Raw genomic sequence first — 21,620 nt, forward strand, 5'->3', positions numbered from 1 at the left:
CTTCAACTGAATATGTCTGGTAATGATGGCGAAGAGGCCACACCCGTTCCCATACCGAACACGGAAGTTAAGCTCTTCAGCGCCGATGGTAGTTGGGGGATCTCCCCCTGTGAGAGTAGGACGTTGCCAGGCAAATGAAGTGAAAGAAACCAGTGCTTATTAATTTAGGCGCTGGTTTTTTTGTGTTGTTTTGGTGGTTGCGGGCGGAGTGCGGTTTTGGTATGATTGTGTCGAATGACGGTTATATCGTCCGACTTAGTGGATAAATTGAAAAGTTCGCGGATAAAACAAAAACTTCGCGGATAAAATCAAAACGCGGCTCCTAAAACCAAAACCTGTCAGCTCTATCCCAATCACAATCAACACACTCCCCATCTTTTTTTATCCAAAGACAAACACAGACTAGTAGGCACTACATACACTAGATGTAGGAGATTGGTAGGCTGGAATTTTACTAAAGTAGTATACAATTTTTAGATCTGGTTAGAATAGTGGATGGAGGTGGAGAAAGAGACATGAAGTCAGCCATTCATTCATCAATTGGGGAAACGTGTATTGTTTGTGAAGAACAGAAAGAAAAAGGAATTCATTTATACACGTCGTTTATCTGTAAGGAATGTGAGGGAACGATGCTTCAGACTGATGTGGAAGATCCGAAATATAAGTTTTATCTGCAACAGCTGAGAAAGATTACCATTCCTAAGATTTATTCGTAGTGTCTATTCCCATTCATCTAAAAAGAGCCTTTAATTCAATAGTTTACTATGATGAAAAGTCCTAAAAATTAGGGCTTTTATTTTTTATAACCGTCGACTTGATTACTGGATGACTATAAGTCTAAAGTTCTATCCGTTATAATGGAGTAAGTGAAACGATTAATTAGAGGGTGTGCGAATGTTAGATCAGAATAAAACACCTTTGTTTTCAGGACTAAGAAGCCATTGGGAAGGGGCTCCGTTGTCCGGGCATGTCCCAGGCCATAAGTTTGGTACGGTTTTTCCTGAGGAAGCAAGGGATTATTTTAGAGATATATTGAAGTTGGACGCGACGGAGATTACAGGGATGGATGATTTGCATGATCCTGAAGGCATGATAGATGAGGCGCAGTGCTTAGCAAGTGACTTATATGGTTCTGATGAAACATTTTTTCTGGTGAATGGATCCACAGTGGGCAACTTGGCAATGATCTTAGCAACATGCAAAAGAGGAAGTAAGGTGCTGGTTCAAAGGAATTGTCATAAGTCAGTTCTGAATGGATTGGAGCTTGCAGGAGCAGATCCTGTATTTTTACCTTGTAAAGTGGATGATAACTTTGGTGTAGCTGTATCTGTCGATGTGTCCTCATTATATAAGGCATTAGAAACAATAGAAGGTATAACGGCTGTTGTGTTGACCAACCCGAACTATTATGGGGTGGCAATAGATTTGGAGAGTATTGTACAAACTGTACATAGTTATGACATTCCTGTTTTAGTGGATGAAGCGCATGGGGCGCATTTTCTGTTGGGGGAACCTTTTCCTAAGACCGCAATGTCTAGTGGGGCGGATGTGGTCGTACATTCTGCGCATAAGACCTTGCCTGCGATGACGATGGGGTCATGGTTGCATGTTCAGGGGAAAAGGGTGAAGAAGGAAAGAGTCTTCCATTATCTTAAGATGTTGCAGTCGAGCAGCCCTTCTTACCCGCTAATGGCGTCCTTGGATCTTGCCAGATATTATCTTGCAAGTTTGTCGCAACAGGAGAAACAAGCTATTGTAGAGGATATTAAAGGGATCCACCAAGAGCTGAAGAAGGTAAAGGGTTTAGAAGTGGTTACTCCTGGTGACAGTCATTTGCTTGTCGACCCATTAAAGCTTACATTGCGCTCCACACGGGGACTCAGTGGCTTTGCACTATCGAGTCTTTTGGAAAAGGAAGGCCTTTTTGTGGAGCTGGCAGACCCTAAAAGTGTATTAATTATTTTGCCACTAGCGGTTAATGAGAAAAAACATGATATGATAGAGGGAATAGTCCGGGCTGTATCTAAAGAAACAGAAGCAGGCTTGGAAAAGGAACAGATTACACTTCCTCCCTTTCCAGCTAAGATAAGTGGACTTTCCATTCCTTTCAGCGAACAAGCGGACTATCAAAGGGTAAAGTGCCCGATAGAGGAAGCAATCGGTGAAGTCGCTGCTGAAGCGATCGTGCCATATCCTCCTGGAATTCCACTTTTATTTAACGGGGAGAAGATTACAAGTTCCACGGTGGAGTACATAAAGGCTCTCCAACATATCGGTGCAAGGTTCCAAGCAAGCGAAGCGTTTAAAAGTAATTATATTTATATATATAAGAAGATAAAGGAGTAACTGGATTGTGAAGGGATTATTTATTACATTTGAAGGACCTGAGGGTGCAGGAAAGACGTCTGTCATTCAAAAATTGGCAGCGGAAATGACGGAACGGGAATATCCAATCTTACTAACAAGGGAACCCGGCGGCATTGCCATAGCCGAGCAGATCCGTAATGTTATATTAGATTGTAACAATACAGAGATGGATGCGAGAACAGAAGCGTTGCTATATGCTGCGGCACGCCGTCAGCACTTGGTGGAGCGGGTCATACCTGCATTGAAGGAAAATAAGATTGTCCTGTGTGACCGTTTTATCGATAGCTCCCTTGCCTATCAAGGGTATGCGAGGGGAATTGGTGTGGAAGACGTGCTTAGCATCAATGAGTTTGCAACAGAAAAAATGATGCCCTCCCTTACGATCTATTTTGATATAGAGCCGGAAGCAGGACTTAAGCGAATAGCGGCGAATAATAATCGTGAAATAAACCGTTTAGATCAAGAAAAACTAGATTTCCATTATAAAGTGAAAGAAGGATATGATCTTGTAAAAGAAAAGTATGGAGAAAGAATCAGGGTGGTGGATGCGTCTATGGATTTCGAATCCGTATGCAACCAAGTTCGAGAGATTCTAATCTCCTATATTTCCAAACACGGATTCTAATTCTTATCATAAAAATAAATTACCATATACGAAATAATGAAGTGAAAGATATTTAATGGTAAAATAAAGGAGGCGCTTTATATGAAGATGATCATGGCAGTTATTCAGGATAAAGACAGTAATCGTTTAATGAATGCTTTGGTGGAACATAATTTCCGTGCAACAAAACTTGCGAGTACAGGCGGCTTTTTGAAGTCTGGAAATACCACGTTTATGATTGGAACGGAAGATGTTCGCGTCCAAAAAGCATTAGATATCATTAAAGACAATTGCCAGCACCGACAGCAATTGGTTGCACCTGTTTCACCTATGGGTGGGAATGCAGATTCCTATGTTCCATACCCGGTAGAGGTGGAAGTGGGCGGCGCAACAGTCTTTGTCTTACCTGTTGAGCATTTTCATCAATTCTAACGTTTAAGCGGCTGAAAGGCTGCTTTTTTCAGATAAGTTCCAGGAAACGACATAGGAAAGGGACATTGCAGTCATGAAAATTTCAACCGATCTTAGAACAAACGTAGATAATGCAAGGATGGATATGAGAAGCGGCTCTGCTGCCACCACTGCCTTTGGGGAGGTCATGCAAAGACACTCCAGCAAGTTGCATAACCAACAGTTGCAGTTACTGATGAAAGATATAGAATTAGTAGGCGACCGCTTGGGGAATTCTCGTTCTTTCCAAGACTTGGCCAAGTATAAAACACTTGTAAAACGTTTTATGGAAGAAGCGGTTGAATTTGGAATGGAGTTAAATCAGTCCCACCATTGGACAAATGATGGACAATCCAGGCATCTGCAAGTGGTAAAGCAGGTAGACGAAGCACTTCTCGGACTGACTGAAAAGGTCATGAGCCAAGAGGAATCAAGAATAAACATATTAAGCAGTATTGGTGAGATCAAAGGGTTGCTCATCAATTTATATATGTAGGTTAGTGAGTGATAAAGAGTGATTAAAAGTTGGTCGGATCTACAAAACCAGCCTACCGTTGCAAGAATCGTTACAAACAGTTTAGAGCGGAATAGAATCGCCCATGCTTATTTGCTGGATGGGATGAAGGGCACCGGAAAAAAAGAAGTCAGTTACCTATTTGCAAAAAGCTTATTGTGTAAAGACTTACAAGGAGTCAATCCGTGTCAAAGCTGTTCAAATTGTAAGCGGATAGATTCGAGGAATCATCCGGATGTCCATGTCGTGGAACCGGACGGTAACTCTATAAAGAAGCAACAAATTCAATTCTTGCAAGAGGAATTCACGAAAACTGGTTTGGAGTCTAAGAGGAAAATTTATATTATTGAGCATGCAGATAAGATGACGACAAATGCAGCCAATAGTTTATTGAAATTCTTGGAAGAACCGAACCAAGAAACGTTCGCTTTTTTATTGACGGAAAATGTCAATCAAATGTTAAATACCATCATTTCCAGGTGTCAGCCGTTATCATTCCGTGCATTAACATCAGAAGGATTGGTAGCTAAGCTTACAGCGGAAGATATTCCACTGCCATTAGCCAAGTCAGCGGCATCCTTAACGAACAGTTTAGAGGAAGCAGTAGAATTATGTCGAGATGATTGGTTTGCGCTGGCTAGAAGCTTAGTGATAAAATTGTATGAAGCAATATTTAATCGTCCTCAGGCATCTTTGCTATTTATACAAGAAAAATGGATGCCCCATTTTTCCGATAGAAAGCAACTGGAGATAGGTTTAGATTTAATGCTATTTATTTATAAAGATATGCTGTATGCTCAGTTATCCAAAGAGGAGCAACTGGTGTTTGTCGACGAGAAAGAGTTGATTCAAAAGTTGGCACTCCAGACGACTCAACAGAGAGTGACCGAGCAATTGTCCTATATATTACAAAGCAAGTCTCGGTTGGCATCGAATGTGAATCCGCACCTTCTCATGGAACAATTAGCGTTAAACTTGCAGGAGGGATATTAGTTTGTATGAAGTAGTGGGAGTTCGTTTTAAAAAAGCAGGGAAAATATACTATTTTGACCCAAATGGGCTTGATATAAAAGATAATGAGTTTGTCATTGTGGAAACAGTAAGAGGCGTGGAGTTCGGGAAGGCTGTCATCGGTCAAAAGAAAGTTGACGAAAATGATGTCGTACTGCCTTTGAAAAAAGTACTCCGCATTGCTGATCAGAAAGACCGACTTATTGTAGAAGAAAATAAAAAGGCTGCAAACGAAGCGTTTGATGTATGTTTCGGTAAAGTAAATGACCATGGGCTGGACATGAAGCTAGTGGATGTGGAATACACATTTGATCGAAATAAGATCATCTTCTATTTCACTGCCGATGGACGTGTGGATTTCAGGGAACTTGTAAAAGATCTTGCTTCCATTTTCCGTACCAGAATCGAACTTAGACAAATTGGTGTTCGTGATGAAGCCAAACTTTTGGGTGGTATCGGCCCATGTGGACGCATGCTTTGCTGTTCCACATTCTTGGGCGACTTTGAACCGGTATCCATCAAAATGGCGAAGGATCAAAACCTGTCGTTGAATCCTTCCAAGATTTCCGGACTATGTGGTCGTCTAATGTGCTGTCTGAAGTATGAAAATGACGAATACGAGTCCGCTAAAGAACAATTACCGGATTTGGATGAAGTAATAAAAACACCAAATGGGGTAGGCCGGGTTGTTGGATTGAATATACTTGAACGCGTGCTTCAAGTGGAGTTGTCCGGGAAGGACCGAGTGGTCGAATTTTCTCTAGACGAATTACTTCAAGAGGGAGCCGTTTCAACGCAAGCCACAGATTAAGAGGTGGAAAACTTGGACAAGAAGGAAATATTTGATTCTGTCAGCAATATGGAAGAACAGATCGGACATTTATATAAACAGCTTGGAGAATTAAAAGAACACCTTGCCCTGATTATTGAAGAGAATAACAGTGTGCTGGTGGAAAACAGCCACCTCCGCAAACGTCTAGAGCAAATGACGGCTGTGGAGGAACAGGCTCCAATACCGGAACATAAACGCAAGAAAAAGCAGCAGGAGCAAAAACAGACGGATGTGGGAGAGGGCTATGATAATTTGGCCAGGCTCTATCAGGAAGGGTTTCATATTTGTAACCTGAATTTCGGCAGTCCGCGTAAAGAAGGGGATTGTATGTTTTGCTTGTCTTTTCTTAATAAGAAGTAGAGAGTCGCTTCTCCGTTATGGGGTGGCGGCTTTTTATTTATGTTTATCTGATTAACTCCTTTCGATTTCCGTTTCAGGTGTTCGCTTTCCGCGGGACGATGCTTGAGCCTCCTCACTTCGTTGCGGGGTCTCAACCAACCGTTATCCCCCGTAGGACAAGGAAGGCTTCGGCAGCGATTCATCGCACGAAGAAAATGCGTTAGCATTTTCGAGGAGTCTCACACCTTGCACTCCAATCTACAGGGGAATTAGGTAAGCTATATCTACTCACATTCTCTTTTATGTTTTTTGATGGGATTGCGTTATAATAGGGAAAGATTATGGTACGAGAGGGTTTTGTTAGATGGTAGAGCTTGTAGGCGATGAGCGTTTGGATTATTTGTTGGCGGAGAACTTGCGGATTATACAGAGTCCATCTGTGTTTTCCTTTTCGTTGGATGCTGTCCTGTTGGCACAATTTGTGTATGTTCCGATTCAAAAAGGAAACATAATGGACCTGTGCACAGGGAATGGCATCATACCGCTTTTATTGAGTAAACGGACAAGAGGGAACATTACAGGAGTAGAAATACAAGAGCGACTTGCCGGCATGGCTGAGCGAAGCTTTACTTTTAATGGGTTAGAGGATCGTTTGAAAGTCATTAATATGGATCTTAAAGAGCTTCCGGCAATGCTCGAGAACAAGAAGTTTGATGTGGTAACGTGCAATCCTCCTTATTTTCCTTTAACAGAGCAGGAAGAAAAGATAAATAGCAATATACACTATGCCATCGCAAGGCATGAAATAGAATGCACACTCGAGGATGTTGTACGGGTCTGCAGCCAAATTACGAAACAAGGCGGAAAAGTCGCTTTTGTGCATCGTCCAGGCAGACTTTTAGATATCATCTCCTTAATGAGGAAATACCGGATAGAACCGAAGCGTCTTCAATTTGTTCATTCCAAACTAGGAAAACCCGCCAATACACTTCTAATAGAAGGAATTAAGGATGGCAACCCTGACCTGAAAATCCTCCCGCCACTTCTAGTGTACGACGAAAACGGCGAATACACACCAGAAGTGAGAGAAATGCTCTTTGGAAAAGAACAAAGTTGAGAAAAAATATAGTAGCCAAGAAAAAAGAGGGATACAATATGGACTTATGGCAACAAAATAGCTTTAACGAATCATACACTCAAGGTAGACTTTACCTCATCCCCACACCCATCGGGAACCTAGAAGACATCACTTACCGTTCCCTAAGGATGCTAAAAGAAGTAGACTATATCGCAGCAGAGGACACAAGAAACACCAAAAAACTATGTAACTATTTCGAGATAACCACTCCCCTGATCAGTTATCACGAACACAACAAAGAACAAAGCGGAAGAAAAATAATTGACCTTTTAAAAGATGGCAAGGACATTGGACTTGTAAGCGATGCGGGCATGCCGTCCATCTCAGACCCAGGCTATGAAATTGTGGTGGAAGCTCTCGAAGAAAAGCTGTATGTGGTGCCTCTGCCAGGAGCAAATGCAGCATTAACCGCCTTAATCGCATCTGGATTAGTCTCACAGCCTTTTTACTTTTATGGTTTCCTTGATCGTCAAAAGAAGGAAAAGAAAAAGGAATTGGAGCGGCTGAAAAAGTTCACAGATACCTTTATTCTTTACGAATCTCCACATCGTTTAAAGGACACGCTCAGCCTAATGCATGACATTCTCGGTAACCGTTCGATCGTCGTGAGCCGAGAGCTAACGAAAAAATTTGAAGAATTCACAAGAGGCAACATCTCTAAGGTACTGGCTCTTTATGAAGAGCAAGGGATCAAAGGTGAGTGCTGCATTATAATAGAAGGAAGTAGTGAAGAAGTCAACGATGACAAAGAATCCTGGTGGCAGGACCTTTCCATACTGGAACATGTCCAACAGGTAATGGAGACAGAAGGCTATTCATCCAAAGAAGCCATCAAGCAAGTCTCCAAAGAGCGTAACTTACCAAAAAGAGAAGTATACCAAGCATTTCATGTTGAGTAGTAATAAGATTCTCCCTGAAGATTGTAGTGCAAGGTATGAGACTCCAGCGGGGGAGTAACGGTTGGTTGAGACCCCTGAAGCGTTGTGACGAGGCTCAAGCACCGTCCCGCGGAAAGCGAATACCTGGAACGGAAATCGGAAGGTGTTGAACGAAATATTTTGCATAAAAAAGAGGGTGCCGCAGCACCCTCTTTTTTGTGTCATATCATTATTTTGCTTGCAAGTTGTTTTGGATCTCTTGGATAATTTTTTCTGCACCTTCACGGCTTAAGATGATTTTTCCATCTGCAAGAGTAAGGTTGTTGTCAGAAACTTCACCAGTAACTTGGCAAGTCATGTTAGGTTTGTATTTTTTCAAGATGATTTTTTCGTCATCAACATAAATCTCCAAAGCGTCTTTTTCTGCAATTCCTAAAGTTCTGCGAAGCTCGATAGGAATAACCACGCGGCCTAACTCGTCAACTTTACGTACAATACCAGTAGATTTCATAAGAAAAATACCCCTCTCCAAAATATAAGTTTTATTAGTATTATTAATCTATCATTTTCGTCATTATTCGACAAATCTAACGTGTCTTTATCATAACAATATTTACAAAAACCGTCAAGAATTATGTTTGAAAATATTTGTATTTCTTTAAAAAAATGTATTCCAAAAGCGGAAAAATAGCTTTGTAATAAGGGTTTACTGGAATCTGTCTAAGGTTAACATTTACAATTACTTACTAATTTTCAATAGAATACTAACTTAATTATAAACATCATTCGACAAATTTCAACTATTTTATTCGACAAATTTTTCGACAAATGTCGAAGTGGAAGTAAACACTCCATCAAGAGTTGCGGAAATGAAAGAGGATAGAAAAAGTTTTTGCTCAATCCTTAACAATACTGGTGTAAACCATGTATAATAGTTATAAAAAATAGGTTATGATGTTGATATATATAGGAAGTCGAAAACGTTCATCGCTCTCGTCCATCGGGCGGGAGTTTTCTACTTTTATATGTTTCGATTATAGGGAGGTAATTTTTGATGGTAGCCGATAAAAAAACTTTTTACATTACAACACCTATCTATTATCCAAGTGGTAATTTACATATTGGTCATGCATATACGACAGTTGCGGGAGATGCGATGGCCCGTTATAAACGTCTAAAGGGCTTTGATGTGATGTACTTAACCGGTACAGACGAGCACGGACAAAAGATTCAGCGAAAAGCCGAAGAAAAAGGTGTTACTTCTCAACAATACGTAGACGATATTGTGTCAGGAATTAAAGAACTTTGGGAAAAGCTTGATATATCTTATGATGACTTCATTCGTACAACGGAAAGCCGCCATAAAGAGGTAGTAGAGAAAATTTTCAAACAGCTACTGGATCAAGGCGATATTTATTTGGATGAATATGAGGGATGGTATTCTGTTCCGGATGAAACATACTACAGAGAACATCAGCTTGTGGATCCGATTCATGAGAACGGGAAAGTAGTGGGAGGAAAGAGTCCAGACAGCGGCCATCCGGTTGAATTGGTGAGAGAGCAGTCTTATTTCTTCCGCATGGGTAAATATGTGGACCGCCTGCTACAATATTACGATGAAAATCCGCAATTCATCCAACCAGAATCCAGAAAAAATGAAATGGTTAACAACTTTATTAAACCGGGTCTTGAAGACCTTGCTGTTTCTAGAACTTCTTTTGACTGGGGAGTAAAAGTCCCTGGAGATCCGAAACATGTTATTTATGTTTGGATTGATGCATTGTCCAACTATATTACGGCACTTGGTTATGGTACGGACAATGATGAGAAGTATATGAAATATTGGCCTGCAGATGTGCATCTAGTAGGAAAAGAAATTGTTCGCTTTCACACCATTTACTGGCCGATCATGTTGATGGCATTGGATCTGCCACTTCCAAAGAAAGTTTTTGCACATGGATGGCTTCTAATGAAAGATGGAAAGATGTCCAAGTCAAAAGGGAATGTAGTGGACCCTGTTACCTTAATTGATCGTTATGGGCTTGATGCACTGAGATATTATCTGTTAAGAGAAGTGCCATTTGGGGCGGACGGTGTCTTCACACCGGAAGGCTTCGTGGAAAGAGTAAACTTTGACCTTGCCAATGACCTTGGAAACTTACTGAACAGAACGGTTGCCATGATTGATAAGTATTTTGACGGGGAAGTTCCTGTTTACAACGGTAATGTAACAGAGTTTGACAATACGTTAAGCGAGCTTGCAGTTAACACGGTTCAACAGTATGAAAATGCAATGGAAAACATGGAATTCTCTGTAGCATTATCTTCTATCTGGCAGCTTGTGAGCAGAACGAACAAGTATATAGATGAAACACAACCATGGGTGCTGGCAAAAAATGATGAGACTAAAGATCAACTGGCTTCTGCGATGGCACACCTTGCAGAATCACTGCGATTCATCGGGATCCTTTTAAAACCGTTCCTGACTAGAACACCAGGGAAGATCTTTGCACAACTTGGAGTAAATGAGTCCTTAACAACTTGGGAAAGCTTATCCGCATTCGGTCAGATTCCTGCAGGAACGAAGACAGTGAAAGCAGACCCTATATTCCCCCGCCTTGATGTAAAAGAAGAGGTGGAGCACATTAAACAAGTGATGCAGCCTTCAGCACCGGCAGAAAAGGCAGAAGAAAAAGTGGTGGAAGAAGCACCGCCAGTATCTGAAGAAATTACATTTGATGATTTTATGAAAATAGATTTGCGTGTAGCGGAAGTGACTCACTGTGAGCCAGTGAAAAAGGCCGACAAGCTATTAAAGCTTCAGTTGGATCTTGGATATGAAAAGAGACAGGTAGTTTCCGGTATCGCAAAGTTTTATAAGCCGGAGGAGCTAGTTGGAAAGCGAGTTATTTGCGTAACGAACTTGAAGCCTGTTAAACTACGCGGAGAGTTATCAGAAGGAATGATACTGGCAGGCGAAAAGGATGGAAAATTGTCCTTGGCTTCTGTGGACGCGTCCTTACCTTTAGGTGCTAAAGTAAAGTAATTAGTTTTTGGATAAAATAATTTTAGAATGAAAGAGGTGTTTCACGTGTAACAACGGGTTGCACCTCTTTGTTTCTTTTTTTGAATACTATTTGTTTATATTATTTTAAGAAAAGGATTTAATTCTCAATTCAACCAATATATTACGGGAGTGTTTTTCATGTTATTTGATACACATGTGCATTTAAATGCAGATCAATACGAGGAAGATCTACAAGAGGTTATCGACCGTGCCCAAGCTGAAAAAGTAACGAATATGGTGGTGGTGGGGTTTGACCGAAAAACGATCACTAGGGCAATCGAGCTTGTGGAAAAGTACGATTTTCTTTATGCTGCGGTTGGTTGGCACCCGGTGGATGCGATTGATATGACAGAAGAGGACCTGGCTTGGATAGAAGACCTCGCATCTCATGAAAAAGTAGTGGCAATCGGGGAGATGGGACTTGACTATCATTGGGACAAATCTCCGAAAGAAATACAAAAAGAGGTGTTTCGCAAGCAGATTCAGCTGGCGAAAAAAGTGAAACTTCCTATCGTTATCCATAACAGGGACGCAACGGCAGATGTAGTGCAAATTCTAAAAGAAGAAGATGCCAAAGAAGTGGGAGGAATTATGCATTGCTTTACGGGCAGCTTGGAAGTGGCGAAAGAATGTATGGAGATGAATTTCTATATTTCATTTGGCGGCCCTGTCACGTTTAAAAATGCAAAAAAACCAAAAGAAGTGGTAAAAGAGATTCCGATGGAGAAACTCCTGATCGAAACGGATTGCCCTTATCTTACGCCCCATCCATATCGAGGAAAAAGAAATGAGCCGGGGTATGTACGACTAGTTGCAGAACAAATTGCAGAGTTGAAAGAATTAACGATAGAGGAAGTAACAGAAAAAACAACAGCAAATGCTAAGAAATTATTCGGCATAAACTGACAAAGAAACTTGTCAAAAATGGCGGATACTTGTCCAAATCGGGAAAAAACAAATAAGTTCTACCAATCTTCTTCTCTTCATAGGATAATCGTGTCGATAGTTTTCACTTCCCTTTTGTGAGAATTTTCTGCATAATAGACATTACGGTCGAGCCAATGGAAAGGGTTGACAAGTTACATAACTGTCTATATAATCCATTCGAGGAGAAGGAGGCGTTTTTTTACATGTTACATAGCATGAAAAAACTGTTTTCTGGTAAGTTGAGCAAGACGAAACTGGCCATTACTTTAACTAGTTTCATAGTCTTCTCAACCATACTTGGCTTTGGTGTCTTTCATGGCACAAAGGCTGCTGTAACAGTGAATGTGGACGGTGAGGAAGTCACGGTGCGCACGCACGCAAAAACTGTAGCGGATATTCTAAAAGAGTTGGACATTGAAGTCCATCCCGAGGACAAATTGGAGCCTTCAAAGGATACCGTTGTCAGCGATTCCATGCAGATTGTCTGGGATCCTGCAAAAGAAGTGAAACTTGTCATCGATGATAAGGAACACGCAATCTATACGACAGCAGAGACAGTACAAGATTTCTTAGCAGAAAGAGAAATAGATATAAAAGAGCACGATAAAGTTAGTCAAGATTTAAATACCCCACTTAAAGACAATTTAGTCATTGCCATTGAAAAGGCATTTGAAGTGACTTTGAATGTCGGGGGAGAAAAACAACAAGTATGGTCTACTTCGACTACGGTCGCTGACTTTTTAGAACAGCACGATATCACAGTAAATGATCTTGACCGAGTGGAGCCTAGTCTAGAAGAATTGGTAGCAAAAGATACTGTAGTTAATATTACTAGAGTTGAAAAGGTCACCGATGTAGTGGAAGAGCCTATTGAATTTGGTGTTGTAACACAAAATGATAGTTCCCTTGATAAGGGGAAGGAGCAAGTGGTTCAGCAAGGTGAAAATGGGACCGTTGCAAATCATTATGAAGTCATATTAGAAAACGGCAAGGAAGTTTCCCGTGAATTGGTGAAAACAGAAACGGTGAAAGAATCTTTAGACCGCATCGTTGCTGTCGGAACGAAAGCTCCGCCACAACCAAAACCTCAGCAGGTTGTGTCACGTAGTACAGAATCAAGCTCTAAAGAGTTTTATGTTTCTTCTACGGCCTATACAGCATTTTGTAATGGGTGTAGCGGTGTGACGAGTACGGGCATTAACTTACGAACAAATCCAGGAGCGAAAGTAATTGCAGTAGACCCAAGTGTCATTCCATTAGGGACAAAAGTCTATGTGGAAGGCTACGGCTATGCTGTTGCTGGAGATACTGGCGGGGCCATCAAAGGCCACAAAATCGATGTTTTCTTCGCTGATAAAGATGCTGCTTATCGTTGGGGAAGAAAAAAGGTTAAAATCAAGATACTTGATTGATCATATGTGATAGTTAGTTCAAGCAGGGGTTTCTTCATGCCTCTGCTTTTTTCTGTTAAAATAAATATTAGTAATAAAAGACAAAATAAAGTAGAATACATACTATTGTTTGTTTTTGCTTTTCATAACATTAGACGATTATCATAGACGAAAAGTTTCACTCTTTTGGAGGAAAAAATGAAAATAAAAGAAATTATTGTGGTGGAAGGAAAAGATGATACGGTCGCCATTAAGCGGGCTGTTGATGCTGATACCATTGAAACGGGTGGTTCGGCCATAAATGAGGAGATACTAAATCGTATCAAGCATGCTCAGGATACAAGAGGTGTCATTGTATTCACAGATCCTGACTATCCTGGTGAGAAAATACGCCATGCCATCAGACAGGCTGTTCCCGGCTGTAAACATGCTTTTTTGCCTAAGGATAAGGCACGCGGCAAAAATGGCAAAGGAATAGGGGTAGAGCATGCCACAGTGAGTGACATTCAACAAGCGCTTGAAGGGTTGCATCAAGAGTATGAACAGGAGACAGAAGAGATACCTTTTGAAGCCCTTGTCTATTACGGACTTGTTGCAGGTCCCAAAGCCAAGAGTAGAAGAGAGCGCCTTGGCGTAGAACTGAACATTGGATATACAAACGGCAAGCAATTGCAAAAGCGTCTGCAGATGTTCCATATCTCATTAGAAAGATTGAAACAAGCAGTAACGAAAATAGACCAGGAGGAGCAATAAATGCATAAAGATATTGCCACACCGAAAAGAACGAAAGAAATTTTGGATAAGTACGGCTTCTCTTTTAAAAAGAGTTTGGGACAGAACTTCCTGATCGACACAAATATCCTAAGAAATATTGTGGAGTATGGGGAAGTTTCGGAAAAGACAGCTGCCATTGAAATTGGTCCGGGGATTGGTGCCCTAACAGAACAGATTGCCAAAAGAGCCGGAAAGGTTTTCGCTTTTGAAATCGATCAAAGGCTGTTGCCGATCTTGGAAGACACCCTTTCTCCTTATGATAATGTTACTGTTATTCATAAGGATATTCTGAAAGCAGATGTAACAGAACTGATTGGAGAAGAGTTAAAGGCGTATGAAGAAGTGAGAGTGATAGCCAACCTTCCATACTACGTCACCACCCCTATCATCATGAAGCTGTTGCAAGAGGGATTACCGCTTAAAAGCATCACTGTTATGCTGCAAAAAGAAGTCGCAGAGCGAATGGCCGCAAAGCCTGGTACGAAGGAATATGGGTCCCTTTCGATTGCGGTGCAATATTTCACACAAGCGGAAACGGTTATGATTGTCCCGAAAACAGTTTTTGTTCCACAACCTAATGTGGACTCCGCGGTCATTCGTCTCGTCGTTCGTGAGGAGCCGCCTGTTCGTGTGAAAGACGAGGATTTCTTCTTTGAAGTGGTTCGCGCAAGCTTTGGACAACGAAGAAAAACGATTTTAAATAACCTGCAAAGCAACCTGCCTGATGGAAAGGCGAAAAAACAGGGAATAGAAGGGGCCCTTGCCAATACTTCCATCGATCCAAAAAGGCGCGGGGAGACTCTCTCCATTGAAGAGTTCGGTGCTTTGAGCGATGAATTGTTCCCACTCTTTAAAACGGAAACGGCCTGATCAGGGTCGTTTTTTTTATGCTTAGGAATCGGCTTCAGGCAAATGTGCCGCCACCTATTTTACACCAAGGAAAGTGCTCACACACCTAAAGTCCCGTGCATACTCTAGGTTAGATAGACCGTTGGGGTAAATGCCTTCTCCCAGTTGGAGGGAAAAATGATGCTGAAAATTGGAGACATTGTTGCACGAAAATCTTATAATTATGATTTATTATTTCGTGTGATGGATATACATGAGAATGAATTAAAACAGCGAGTTGTTTTATTATATGGGGAGGATGTCAGGCTGATGGCAGACGCCCCTTACGAAGATCTGAAAGTGGTAGATGGAAAAGAGCAGATGACCAGAAAGCAACGAGCAGAGTCGAAGGTAAACAGGTCTCTGCAGCTATTGCAACAGGACTACCAGCTGATACGGGAAAAAAATGAATACGAGGCAACAGGTGGCTATAGTACAGAGCAGAACTATTTTCAAGTGCCAGGAAAGGTCCTGCACTTGGATGGCGACCCTTTGTATCTGAAGAAGTGCCTGGAGCTTTACGAAAGAATCGGCGTCCCTGTCACCGGGGTGCATGCAAACGAGAAAGAAATGCCTCTGAAAATAACCGAATTGATGGAAAAGTATCGGCCTGATATCTTGGTCATTACCGGTCATGACGCATACTCCAAGAGCAAGGGAAAAGTCACTGACCTCAAAGCATATCGCCACTCTTGGCACTTTGTGCAAACCGTGAAAGAGGCCCGCCGGATCCAACCGAACCTCGATCAGTTAGTTATTTTTGCAGGAGCGTGCCAGTCCCACTTTGAATCATTAATACAGGCAGGCGCAAACTTTGCAAGCTCCCCATCTCGAGTGAATATCCATGCTCTTGATCCTGTTTATATTGTGGGGAGAATCTGTTTTACTCCTTTTATGGAACGCGTAAATGTATGGGATTTGTTGAAAAATACATTAACAGGGGATAAGGGACTGGGAGGAATTGAAACAAGAGGGGTTTTACGGACGGGAATGCCTTTTAGACCTTATAAAGAAGAAGACGAAGAAGATGAAGACTCTTAACGTTTGAAGTTAAGGGTTTTTTGTCGTATTTTCGCCTAATTATTCCTTATCCAAAAACCTCTACTGGTAAGGATAAAAGGGGGATTTTTAAATTTATACATAATTATTGCATGATATGCGCATAGTAAATGTAGACATATGAAGATAATTGTAGACAGAAATATATTGACAGGTTGCTTTAGCGGTTGTTATAATTTTAAGTTTTATTTGATTTTTTATTAAAATTATGTTACACTAACTATAGTATAGTGAGGTGGAGTAAAATGGGAAAAACGTTAGTAGATATCAAAAGGACGTTAGATTCTAATTTAGGTAAAAAGTTAACTCTTCGTGCTAACGGTGGTCGTAGAAAGACAATTGAGCGCATAGGGATATTAGCAGAAACTTATCCATCAGTATTTGTAATAGAACTAGATCAAGACGAAAATGCTTTTGAACGTGTATCCTACAGCTATGCAGATGTCCTCACAGAGACGGTACAACTTACATTTTTTGAAGAAGGAAATATGGCCATAAGTGGGCAGTAGACAAATATGTTTGCTGCTTTTTATTTTGCCCAAAAAAACCTTAGCTGATGATTGGAGCGAAAGGCTGAGACTCCAGCGGGGGAGTAACGGTTGGTTGAGACCCCGCAGGCTTGCCGAGGAGGCTCAAGCACCGTCCCGCGGAAAGCGAAGCCTGGCGCGGAAATCAACAGCGGTGTACAAAGCAATCCCTCTAAAAATACATATATAACCGCTTATAAAAAGACAAAAGCCCTCCAATACTAATATTGTCGCGTTTATCGATCAATGAGGAGGGCTTTTATCATGAGCAGAAGACGAAGCGTAATGTCTCATCAGCTAAAAGAAGAACTGGCAAAAGAACTTGGTTTCTATGATGTCGTCCAAAGCGAAGGCTGGGGCGGAATTAAAGCCAAGGATGCCGGGAACATGGTAAAACGTGCAATAGAATTGGCAGAGCGACAACTTGTACAAAATCAACAAAAATAGATAAATGAAAAACCGAAGTGAAAGCCACTTCGGTTTTTTGGCAACGCTGGAAAAGGGCAGATCACTTTTGAAAACATAATATTTCCCATTCATGGAGATATTTCTGACAAGGAATATGGTACAATACATAGATAATTGGAGACGAATGAAGAAGGTGAAGAAAGTGAGACTGTTAGAAAAAGCACCAGCGAAAATAAACTTGTCGCTAGATGTGCTACATAAGCGTCCAGACGGATTCCATGAAGTGAAGATGATTATGACCACCATCGATTTAGCTGACCGTATCGAACTGTCAGAGCGGAAAGATGGTCAAATCACCATTCTATCTCATAATCGGTATGTTCCGGACGACAATCGAAATTTGGCCTACCAGGCAGCAGCCCTGTTGAAAGAACGGTTTAACGTGAAGCAAGGGGTTTCCATCGGGATTACAAAGGTGATTCCTGTTGCAGCAGGTTTAGCTGGCGGAAGCAGTGACGCAGCTGCCACGCTACGTGGTTTGAACAGGCTTTGGAAACTGGGGCTTTCCTTAGATGAACTGGCCGAGATTGGAGCTGAAATTGGTTCTGATGTGTCATTTTGTGTGTATGGAGGAACAGCCCTTGCAACAGGAAGAGGAGAAATTGTTCAACATATCCCTGCTCCGCCTCATAGTTGGATTGTTCTTGCCAAGCCGACAATTGGCGTATCGACAGCAGAAGTGTATAACAACCTTGATCTTAGTAAGGTCGAGCATCCCGATGTAGAAGGAATGCTTGCTGCCATTCATGAAAATGATTATGAAAAAATGATCGGGCTTGTTGGCAATGTGTTGGAAAGTGTTACATTAAGGCTTTATCCGGAAGTAGCCCATATAAAAGAGCAGATGAAGAAATTCGGGGCAGATGCCGTTTTGATGAGCGGCAGTGGACCGACTGTCTTTGGCATTATTCAATATGATTCAAGAATGCATCGCATATGCAATGGACTGAGAGGGTTCTGTGATCAAGTGTTTGCCGTCAGAATCCTTGGCGAGCGGAACAGTCTTGATTAAATCCGGATATTAATGTTATATTTACATTAGAATATTCGGATTTTAGGAGGAAAAAGCATGAAATTACGTCGAAGTGGTCGTCTTGTGGACATGACGCATTATTTGCTGCAGCATCCACAAGGGTTAGTTCCGCTTTCCTTCTTTGCTGACCGTTATGGGTCTGCAAAGTCTTCCATCAGTGAAGATCTTGGAATCATCAAACAAACATTCGAACAGCAAGGAATCGGAACGCTTGTGACGGTCCCTGGTGCTGCTGGCGGTGTCAGGTATATCCCATATGTAAGTAATGAAGAGGCATCTGCCTATCTAGAGGAATTGTGTGAAATGATCGCAAAGCCGGAAAGATTGCTGCCTGGCGGTTATTTATATATGACGGATATTCTTGGCAACCCGAAAGTATTAAACAAAGTCGGGAAAATGTTCGCAACAGCATTCAGTCATAAAAAGGTGGATGTTGTCATGACAATGGCGACGAAAGGGATCCCACTTGCACATGCAGTGGCAAGCTTTTTAAATGTGCCGGTTGTTATCGTAAGACGTGACAGCAGGGTCACAGAAGGCTCTACAGTAAGCATTAATTATGTTTCAGGTTCATCCAAACGAATTCAGACGATGGTTCTGGCAAAAAGAAGTTTAGAGACGGGCTCGAATGTCCTCATTATCGATGACTTCATGAAGGCCGGCGGGACAGTCAGCGGAATGGTGAACTTACTGGCAGAGTTTCAAGCAAACGTAGCTGGCATCGGGATTTTAGTGGAGTCGGAAAACATTGAAGAACGCCTGGTCGAAGATTATGTTTCCTTGGCCAAGCTGGACAAGGTAAGTGAAAGAGACCGACAGATTGAAGTGCAGCAAGGCAACTATCTTCAGCATGTGAAAGACAATATTACAATAAACTAAAGGGTGTGTAAGTTCATGAAAGTTGTTCATACAGATGCCGCTCCAAAAGCGATAGGTCCATATTCCCAGGGGATCATCGTCAACAATCTTTTTTACAGTTCAGGTCAAATTCCGTTATTGCCTAATGGAGAATTACTTGAAGGTGATGTGAAAGAACAAACTCATCAAGTATTTAAAAACTTGCAAGCGGTTTTAGAAGAAGCTGGTGCTTCTTTGGAAACGGTAGTGAAAGCCACTGTTTTCATTAAAGATATGAATCAATTTGGAGAAATTAATGAAGTGTATGGAGAGTATTTCTCCGCTCACAAACCTGCAAGATCTTGTGTGGAGGTTGCTCGTTTACCGAAAGATGTTCTTGTAGAAATAGAAGTTATCGCTCTAGTAAAATAGAATCTGTTCTTTTTACACCATTTTGCCCAAAATTTTCAAAAAAAATTTGAAAATAAGAAGGAATTCTAGAAAATTTAGAGAATTTATAATACTAAGTTTTTTATTGGGACAAAAGGTGGTGAACAGAATGGAAGTAACTGACGTAAGATTACGCCGCGTAAATACCGATGGTCGCATGAGAGCTATCGCATCTATTACATTAGATCATGAATTCGTTGTTCATGACATCCGTGTAATCGATGGAAACAACGGCTTGTTCGTTGCGATGCCTAGTAAACGTACGCCGGATGGAGAATTCCGCGATATCGCGCACCCTATCAATTCCGGGACGCGTGGGAAAATCCAGGAAGCGGTTCTAGCAGAGTACCACCGCTTAGGCGAATTAGAAGTAGAATACGAAGAAGCAGGTGCTTCTTAATCGATAGAAGGTGAAACAGGCTGTTATGCGGCCTGTTTTTTCTTTTGGCCTTTTTTTTGACAAATAAATGTACTTTCGTGTACTTCCTTGAAATGGTCCCCGTTTTAGGATATATTCGTAATGGATAATTAGGTGAAAATGGAGGCCGTTATGATAAATCGATATGCCGTAATATTAGCAGCTGGACAAGGTACACGGATGAAATCTAAATTATATAAAGTGTTACATCCTGTTTGTGGCAAACCAATGGTTCAACATGTCGTTGATCATGTTTCTGCACTCAACTTCGAGAAAATCGTAACAGTGGTTGGACATGGAGCAGAGACAGTAAAGAGCCATCTTGGAACAAGAAGCGAGTATGCACTTCAGGCAGAACAGTTGGGAACAGCGCATGCAGTCATGCAAGCTGCACCAATGTTGCAGGATAAAAAAGGCGTAACACTGGTCATTTGTGGAGATACTCCACTTATCACACCGGAAACGATGCAGGAACTTCTTGATCTGCACGAAAACACGGGAGCGAAGGCGACCATTCTGACAGCTTATGCAGAAGATCCTACTGGGTATGGACGCATTATCCGTAACAGCGAAGGACATGTTGGGAAAATTGTGGAGCATAAGGACGCTAGCGAAGAAGAGCGTAAAGTGACAGAAATCAATACAGGTACTTACTGCTTCGACAATGAGGCACTTTTTACAGCGCTTAACAATGTTTCCAATGACAATGTGCAAGGAGAATATTACCTTCCAGATGTCATTGAAATACTGAAAGAACAAGGCGATATCGTTTCTGCCTACCAAACATTAGACTTTGATGAAACACTTGGAGTCAATGACAGAGTGGCACTTTCTCAGGCCGAAAAAACTATGAAGAAAAGAATTAATAAAAAACATATGATCAATGGAGTAAGCATCATTGATCCAGATAATACGTATATCTCAGCAGATGCAGAGATTGGCAGAGATACTGTCATCAACCCTGGTACCGTTATCTTAGGAGAGACGAAAATCGGGGAAGATTGTATGATCGGACCAAACTCTGAGATTAAAGACTGCCAAATCGGGGACCGTACAACTATCCGCCAATCTGTGGCACATGACAGCGAAATTGGAAACGATGTAAATATCGGACCGTTTGCCCACGTGAGACCTGATTCCAAGATTGGAAATGAAGTAAAGCTCGGTAACTTTGTTGAAGTGAAAAAAGCGACATTTGGAAACGGAAGCAAGGCTTCTCATCTTAGCTATATTGGAGATGCGGAAGTTGGAACAGACGTAAACCTTGGATGCGGCTCTATCACAGTCAACTATGATGGGAAAAAGAAATACTTAACTAAAATTGAAGATGGTGTATTTGTAGGTTGCAACTCCAACTTGGTGGCACCTGTGACAATCGGCAAAAACGCCTATGTTGCAGCAGGATCCACCATAACAGAAGATGTACCCGGAGAATCACTATCCATCGCACGCGCACGCCAAGTAAACAAAGAAAACTACGTAAACAAGCTTCACAATAAATAATTCACCTGTTTCATAGAGTTTTATAGCTGTTGATTGGAGCACCGGGCGAAGACTCCTGAGGGAGATAGCGGTAGCTTGAGACCCCCGAGCGTTGTGAGGAGGCTCAAGCACCGCCCCTAGGAAAGCGAAGCCCGGTGCGGAAATC

The 21,620-nt window shown here is 41.6% G+C and carries 24 protein-coding genes and 1 rRNA gene; 24 read left to right on the top strand and 1 reads right to left on the bottom strand.

Translation table 11 applies throughout. From position 1 onward, the window contains the following. The first annotated feature begins 15 nt into the window (after positions 1 to 15). The 11 genes from rrf (at position 16) to rsmI (ending at position 8,154) form a co-directional block, all read left to right on the top strand. Positions 16 to 132, top strand: a 5S ribosomal RNA gene (gene rrf / locus K7887_RS00180). 383 nt (positions 133 to 515) lie between these two features. Continuing rightward, positions 516 to 716 (top strand): sigma factor G inhibitor Gin, encoded by a 201-nt coding sequence (locus K7887_RS00185; RefSeq protein WP_223491715.1) that lies wholly within the window; start codon positions 516 to 518, stop codon positions 714 to 716. Positions 717 to 894: 178 nt separating this feature from the next. Next, entirely contained in the window at positions 895 to 2,346 is a 1,452-nt protein-coding gene (locus tag K7887_RS00190) for an aminotransferase class I/II-fold pyridoxal phosphate-dependent enzyme (protein WP_223491716.1), read from the top strand. Positions 2,347 to 2,353: 7 nt separating this feature from the next. Continuing rightward, positions 2,354 to 2,992 carry a dTMP kinase gene (gene tmk / locus K7887_RS00195; RefSeq protein ID WP_223491717.1) on the top strand — a complete coding sequence of 213 codons (639 nt, stop codon included), beginning with the start codon at positions 2,354 to 2,356 and terminating at the stop codon, positions 2,990 to 2,992. Between the two features lie 81 nt (positions 2,993 to 3,073). Continuing rightward, positions 3,074 to 3,403 (top strand): cyclic-di-AMP receptor, encoded by a 330-nt coding sequence (locus K7887_RS00200; protein WP_047972434.1) that lies wholly within the window; start codon positions 3,074 to 3,076, stop codon positions 3,401 to 3,403. Between the two features lie 73 nt (positions 3,404 to 3,476). Next, positions 3,477 to 3,917, top strand: a complete 441-nt coding sequence (locus tag K7887_RS00205; protein WP_223491718.1) for a YaaR family protein — start codon at positions 3,477 to 3,479, stop codon at positions 3,915 to 3,917. 18 nt (positions 3,918 to 3,935) lie between these two features. Next, a complete protein-coding gene (gene holB / locus K7887_RS00210; RefSeq protein ID WP_223491719.1) occupies positions 3,936 to 4,928 on the top strand; it encodes a DNA polymerase III subunit delta' in 993 nt (330 codons plus the stop codon). Position 4,929: 1 nt separating this feature from the next. Beyond that, entirely contained in the window at positions 4,930 to 5,757 is an 828-nt protein-coding gene (locus K7887_RS00215) for a PSP1 domain-containing protein (RefSeq protein WP_060666692.1), read from the top strand. Positions 5,758 to 5,769: 12 nt separating this feature from the next. Further along, complete coding sequence (gene yabA / locus K7887_RS00220) at positions 5,770 to 6,138, top strand: DNA replication initiation control protein YabA (protein WP_223491720.1); 369 nt, start codon at positions 5,770 to 5,772, stop codon at positions 6,136 to 6,138. Between the two features lie 343 nt (positions 6,139 to 6,481). Further along, positions 6,482 to 7,234 carry a tRNA1(Val) (adenine(37)-N6)-methyltransferase gene (locus K7887_RS00225; protein ID WP_223491721.1) on the top strand — a complete coding sequence of 251 codons (753 nt, stop codon included), beginning with the start codon at positions 6,482 to 6,484 and terminating at the stop codon, positions 7,232 to 7,234. 38 nt (positions 7,235 to 7,272) lie between these two features. Continuing rightward, on the top strand, positions 7,273 to 8,154 hold the full coding sequence (gene rsmI / locus K7887_RS00230) for a 16S rRNA (cytidine(1402)-2'-O)-methyltransferase (protein ID WP_223491722.1): 882 nt from the start codon (positions 7,273 to 7,275) through the stop codon (positions 8,152 to 8,154). A 208-nt stretch (positions 8,155 to 8,362) separates the two neighbouring features. Here the strand turns inward: rsmI and K7887_RS00235 are convergent, their stop codons facing one another. Beyond that, on the bottom strand, positions 8,363 to 8,644 hold the full coding sequence (locus tag K7887_RS00235) for a transition state genes transcriptional regulator AbrB (protein WP_010191364.1): 282 nt from the start codon (positions 8,642 to 8,644) through the stop codon (positions 8,363 to 8,365). A 543-nt stretch (positions 8,645 to 9,187) separates the two neighbouring features. Between K7887_RS00235 and metG the strand changes: the two genes are divergently transcribed. The 13 genes from metG (at position 9,188) to glmU (ending at position 21,475) form a co-directional block, all read left to right on the top strand. Continuing rightward, positions 9,188 to 11,179 (top strand): methionine--tRNA ligase, encoded by a 1,992-nt coding sequence (metG, locus tag K7887_RS00240; RefSeq protein WP_223491723.1) that lies wholly within the window; start codon positions 9,188 to 9,190, stop codon positions 11,177 to 11,179. A gap of 159 nt (positions 11,180 to 11,338) precedes the next feature. Continuing rightward, the gene (locus K7887_RS00245; protein ID WP_223491724.1) at positions 11,339 to 12,106 is read left to right on the top strand and encodes a TatD family hydrolase; all 768 of its coding nucleotides are present in this window, start codon (positions 11,339 to 11,341) and stop codon (positions 12,104 to 12,106) included. A 224-nt stretch (positions 12,107 to 12,330) separates the two neighbouring features. Next, a complete protein-coding gene (locus K7887_RS00250; protein ID WP_223491725.1) occupies positions 12,331 to 13,539 on the top strand; it encodes a G5 and 3D domain-containing protein in 1,209 nt (402 codons plus the stop codon). A 177-nt stretch (positions 13,540 to 13,716) separates the two neighbouring features. Next, positions 13,717 to 14,271, top strand: coding sequence for a ribonuclease M5 (gene rnmV, locus K7887_RS00255; RefSeq protein WP_223491726.1), 555 nt, complete (start codon positions 13,717 to 13,719; stop codon positions 14,269 to 14,271). After that, positions 14,272 to 15,162 (top strand): 16S rRNA (adenine(1518)-N(6)/adenine(1519)-N(6))-dimethyltransferase RsmA, encoded by an 891-nt coding sequence (rsmA, locus tag K7887_RS00260; protein WP_223491727.1) that lies wholly within the window; start codon positions 14,272 to 14,274, stop codon positions 15,160 to 15,162. It begins immediately after the preceding gene. 156 nt (positions 15,163 to 15,318) lie between these two features. Continuing rightward, positions 15,319 to 16,221 carry a sporulation peptidase YabG gene (gene yabG, locus K7887_RS00265; RefSeq protein WP_223491728.1) on the top strand — a complete coding sequence of 301 codons (903 nt, stop codon included), beginning with the start codon at positions 15,319 to 15,321 and terminating at the stop codon, positions 16,219 to 16,221. A gap of 263 nt (positions 16,222 to 16,484) precedes the next feature. After that, a complete protein-coding gene (veg, locus tag K7887_RS00270) occupies positions 16,485 to 16,748 on the top strand; it encodes a biofilm formation stimulator Veg (protein WP_010191377.1) in 264 nt (87 codons plus the stop codon). Between the two features lie 282 nt (positions 16,749 to 17,030). Beyond that, positions 17,031 to 17,213 carry a small, acid-soluble spore protein, alpha/beta type gene (locus K7887_RS00275; protein ID WP_047972421.1) on the top strand — a complete coding sequence of 61 codons (183 nt, stop codon included), beginning with the start codon at positions 17,031 to 17,033 and terminating at the stop codon, positions 17,211 to 17,213. Between the two features lie 163 nt (positions 17,214 to 17,376). Further along, the gene (ispE, locus tag K7887_RS00280; RefSeq protein WP_223493545.1) at positions 17,377 to 18,246 is read left to right on the top strand and encodes a 4-(cytidine 5'-diphospho)-2-C-methyl-D-erythritol kinase; all 870 of its coding nucleotides are present in this window, start codon (positions 17,377 to 17,379) and stop codon (positions 18,244 to 18,246) included. 57 nt (positions 18,247 to 18,303) lie between these two features. Further along, positions 18,304 to 19,146: a pur operon repressor gene (gene purR, locus K7887_RS00285; protein ID WP_223491729.1), complete on the top strand. Its 843-nt coding sequence runs from the start codon at positions 18,304 to 18,306 to the stop codon at positions 19,144 to 19,146. A gap of 15 nt (positions 19,147 to 19,161) precedes the next feature. Continuing rightward, positions 19,162 to 19,536, top strand: a complete 375-nt coding sequence (gene ridA / locus K7887_RS00290; protein WP_010191383.1) for a 2-iminobutanoate/2-iminopropanoate deaminase — start codon at positions 19,162 to 19,164, stop codon at positions 19,534 to 19,536. Between the two features lie 127 nt (positions 19,537 to 19,663). Next, complete coding sequence (spoVG, locus tag K7887_RS00295) at positions 19,664 to 19,954, top strand: septation regulator SpoVG (protein WP_010191385.1); 291 nt, start codon at positions 19,664 to 19,666, stop codon at positions 19,952 to 19,954. 150 nt (positions 19,955 to 20,104) lie between these two features. Next, on the top strand, positions 20,105 to 21,475 hold the full coding sequence (gene glmU, locus K7887_RS00300; protein WP_223491730.1) for a bifunctional UDP-N-acetylglucosamine diphosphorylase/glucosamine-1-phosphate N-acetyltransferase GlmU: 1,371 nt from the start codon (positions 20,105 to 20,107) through the stop codon (positions 21,473 to 21,475). Positions 21,476 to 21,620 lie beyond the last annotated feature (145 nt).

Source organism: Sutcliffiella horikoshii (assembly GCF_019931755.1).
In the GTDB taxonomy this organism is placed as follows: domain Bacteria; phylum Bacillota; class Bacilli; order Bacillales; family Bacillaceae_I; genus Sutcliffiella_A; species Sutcliffiella_A horikoshii_E.

Bases quoted from the DNA above. Each gene is read 5' to 3' on its own strand.
- K7887_RS00185 (WP_223491715.1), top strand. From the start codon at position 516: ATGAAGTCAGCCATTCATTCATCAATTGGGGAAACGTGTATTGTTTGT.
- K7887_RS00190 (WP_223491716.1), top strand. From the start codon at position 895: ATGTTAGATCAGAATAAAACACCTTTGTTTTCAGGACTAAGAAGCCAT.
- K7887_RS00200 (WP_047972434.1), top strand. From the start codon at position 3,074: ATGAAGATGATCATGGCAGTTATTCAGGATAAAGACAGTAATCGTTTA.
- K7887_RS00205 (WP_223491718.1), top strand. From the start codon at position 3,477: ATGAAAATTTCAACCGATCTTAGAACAAACGTAGATAATGCAAGGATG.
- K7887_RS00225 (WP_223491721.1), top strand. From the start codon at position 6,482: ATGGTAGAGCTTGTAGGCGATGAGCGTTTGGATTATTTGTTGGCGGAG.
- rsmI (WP_223491722.1), top strand. From the start codon at position 7,273: ATGGACTTATGGCAACAAAATAGCTTTAACGAATCATACACTCAAGGT.
- K7887_RS00235 (WP_010191364.1), bottom strand. From the start codon at position 8,644: ATGAAATCTACTGGTATTGTACGTAAAGTTGACGAGTTAGGCCGCGTG.
- metG (WP_223491723.1), top strand. From the start codon at position 9,188: ATGGTAGCCGATAAAAAAACTTTTTACATTACAACACCTATCTATTAT.
- K7887_RS00245 (WP_223491724.1), top strand. From the start codon at position 11,339: ATGTTATTTGATACACATGTGCATTTAAATGCAGATCAATACGAGGAA.
- K7887_RS00250 (WP_223491725.1), top strand. From the start codon at position 12,331: ATGTTACATAGCATGAAAAAACTGTTTTCTGGTAAGTTGAGCAAGACG.
- rnmV (WP_223491726.1), top strand. From the start codon at position 13,717: ATGAAAATAAAAGAAATTATTGTGGTGGAAGGAAAAGATGATACGGTC.
- rsmA (WP_223491727.1), top strand. From the start codon at position 14,272: ATGCATAAAGATATTGCCACACCGAAAAGAACGAAAGAAATTTTGGAT.
- yabG (WP_223491728.1), top strand. From the start codon at position 15,319: ATGATGCTGAAAATTGGAGACATTGTTGCACGAAAATCTTATAATTAT.
- veg (WP_010191377.1), top strand. From the start codon at position 16,485: ATGGGAAAAACGTTAGTAGATATCAAAAGGACGTTAGATTCTAATTTA.
- K7887_RS00275 (WP_047972421.1), top strand. From the start codon at position 17,031: ATGAGCAGAAGACGAAGCGTAATGTCTCATCAGCTAAAAGAAGAACTG.
- purR (WP_223491729.1), top strand. From the start codon at position 18,304: ATGAAATTACGTCGAAGTGGTCGTCTTGTGGACATGACGCATTATTTG.
- ridA (WP_010191383.1), top strand. From the start codon at position 19,162: ATGAAAGTTGTTCATACAGATGCCGCTCCAAAAGCGATAGGTCCATAT.
- spoVG (WP_010191385.1), top strand. From the start codon at position 19,664: ATGGAAGTAACTGACGTAAGATTACGCCGCGTAAATACCGATGGTCGC.
- glmU (WP_223491730.1), top strand. From the start codon at position 20,105: ATGATAAATCGATATGCCGTAATATTAGCAGCTGGACAAGGTACACGG.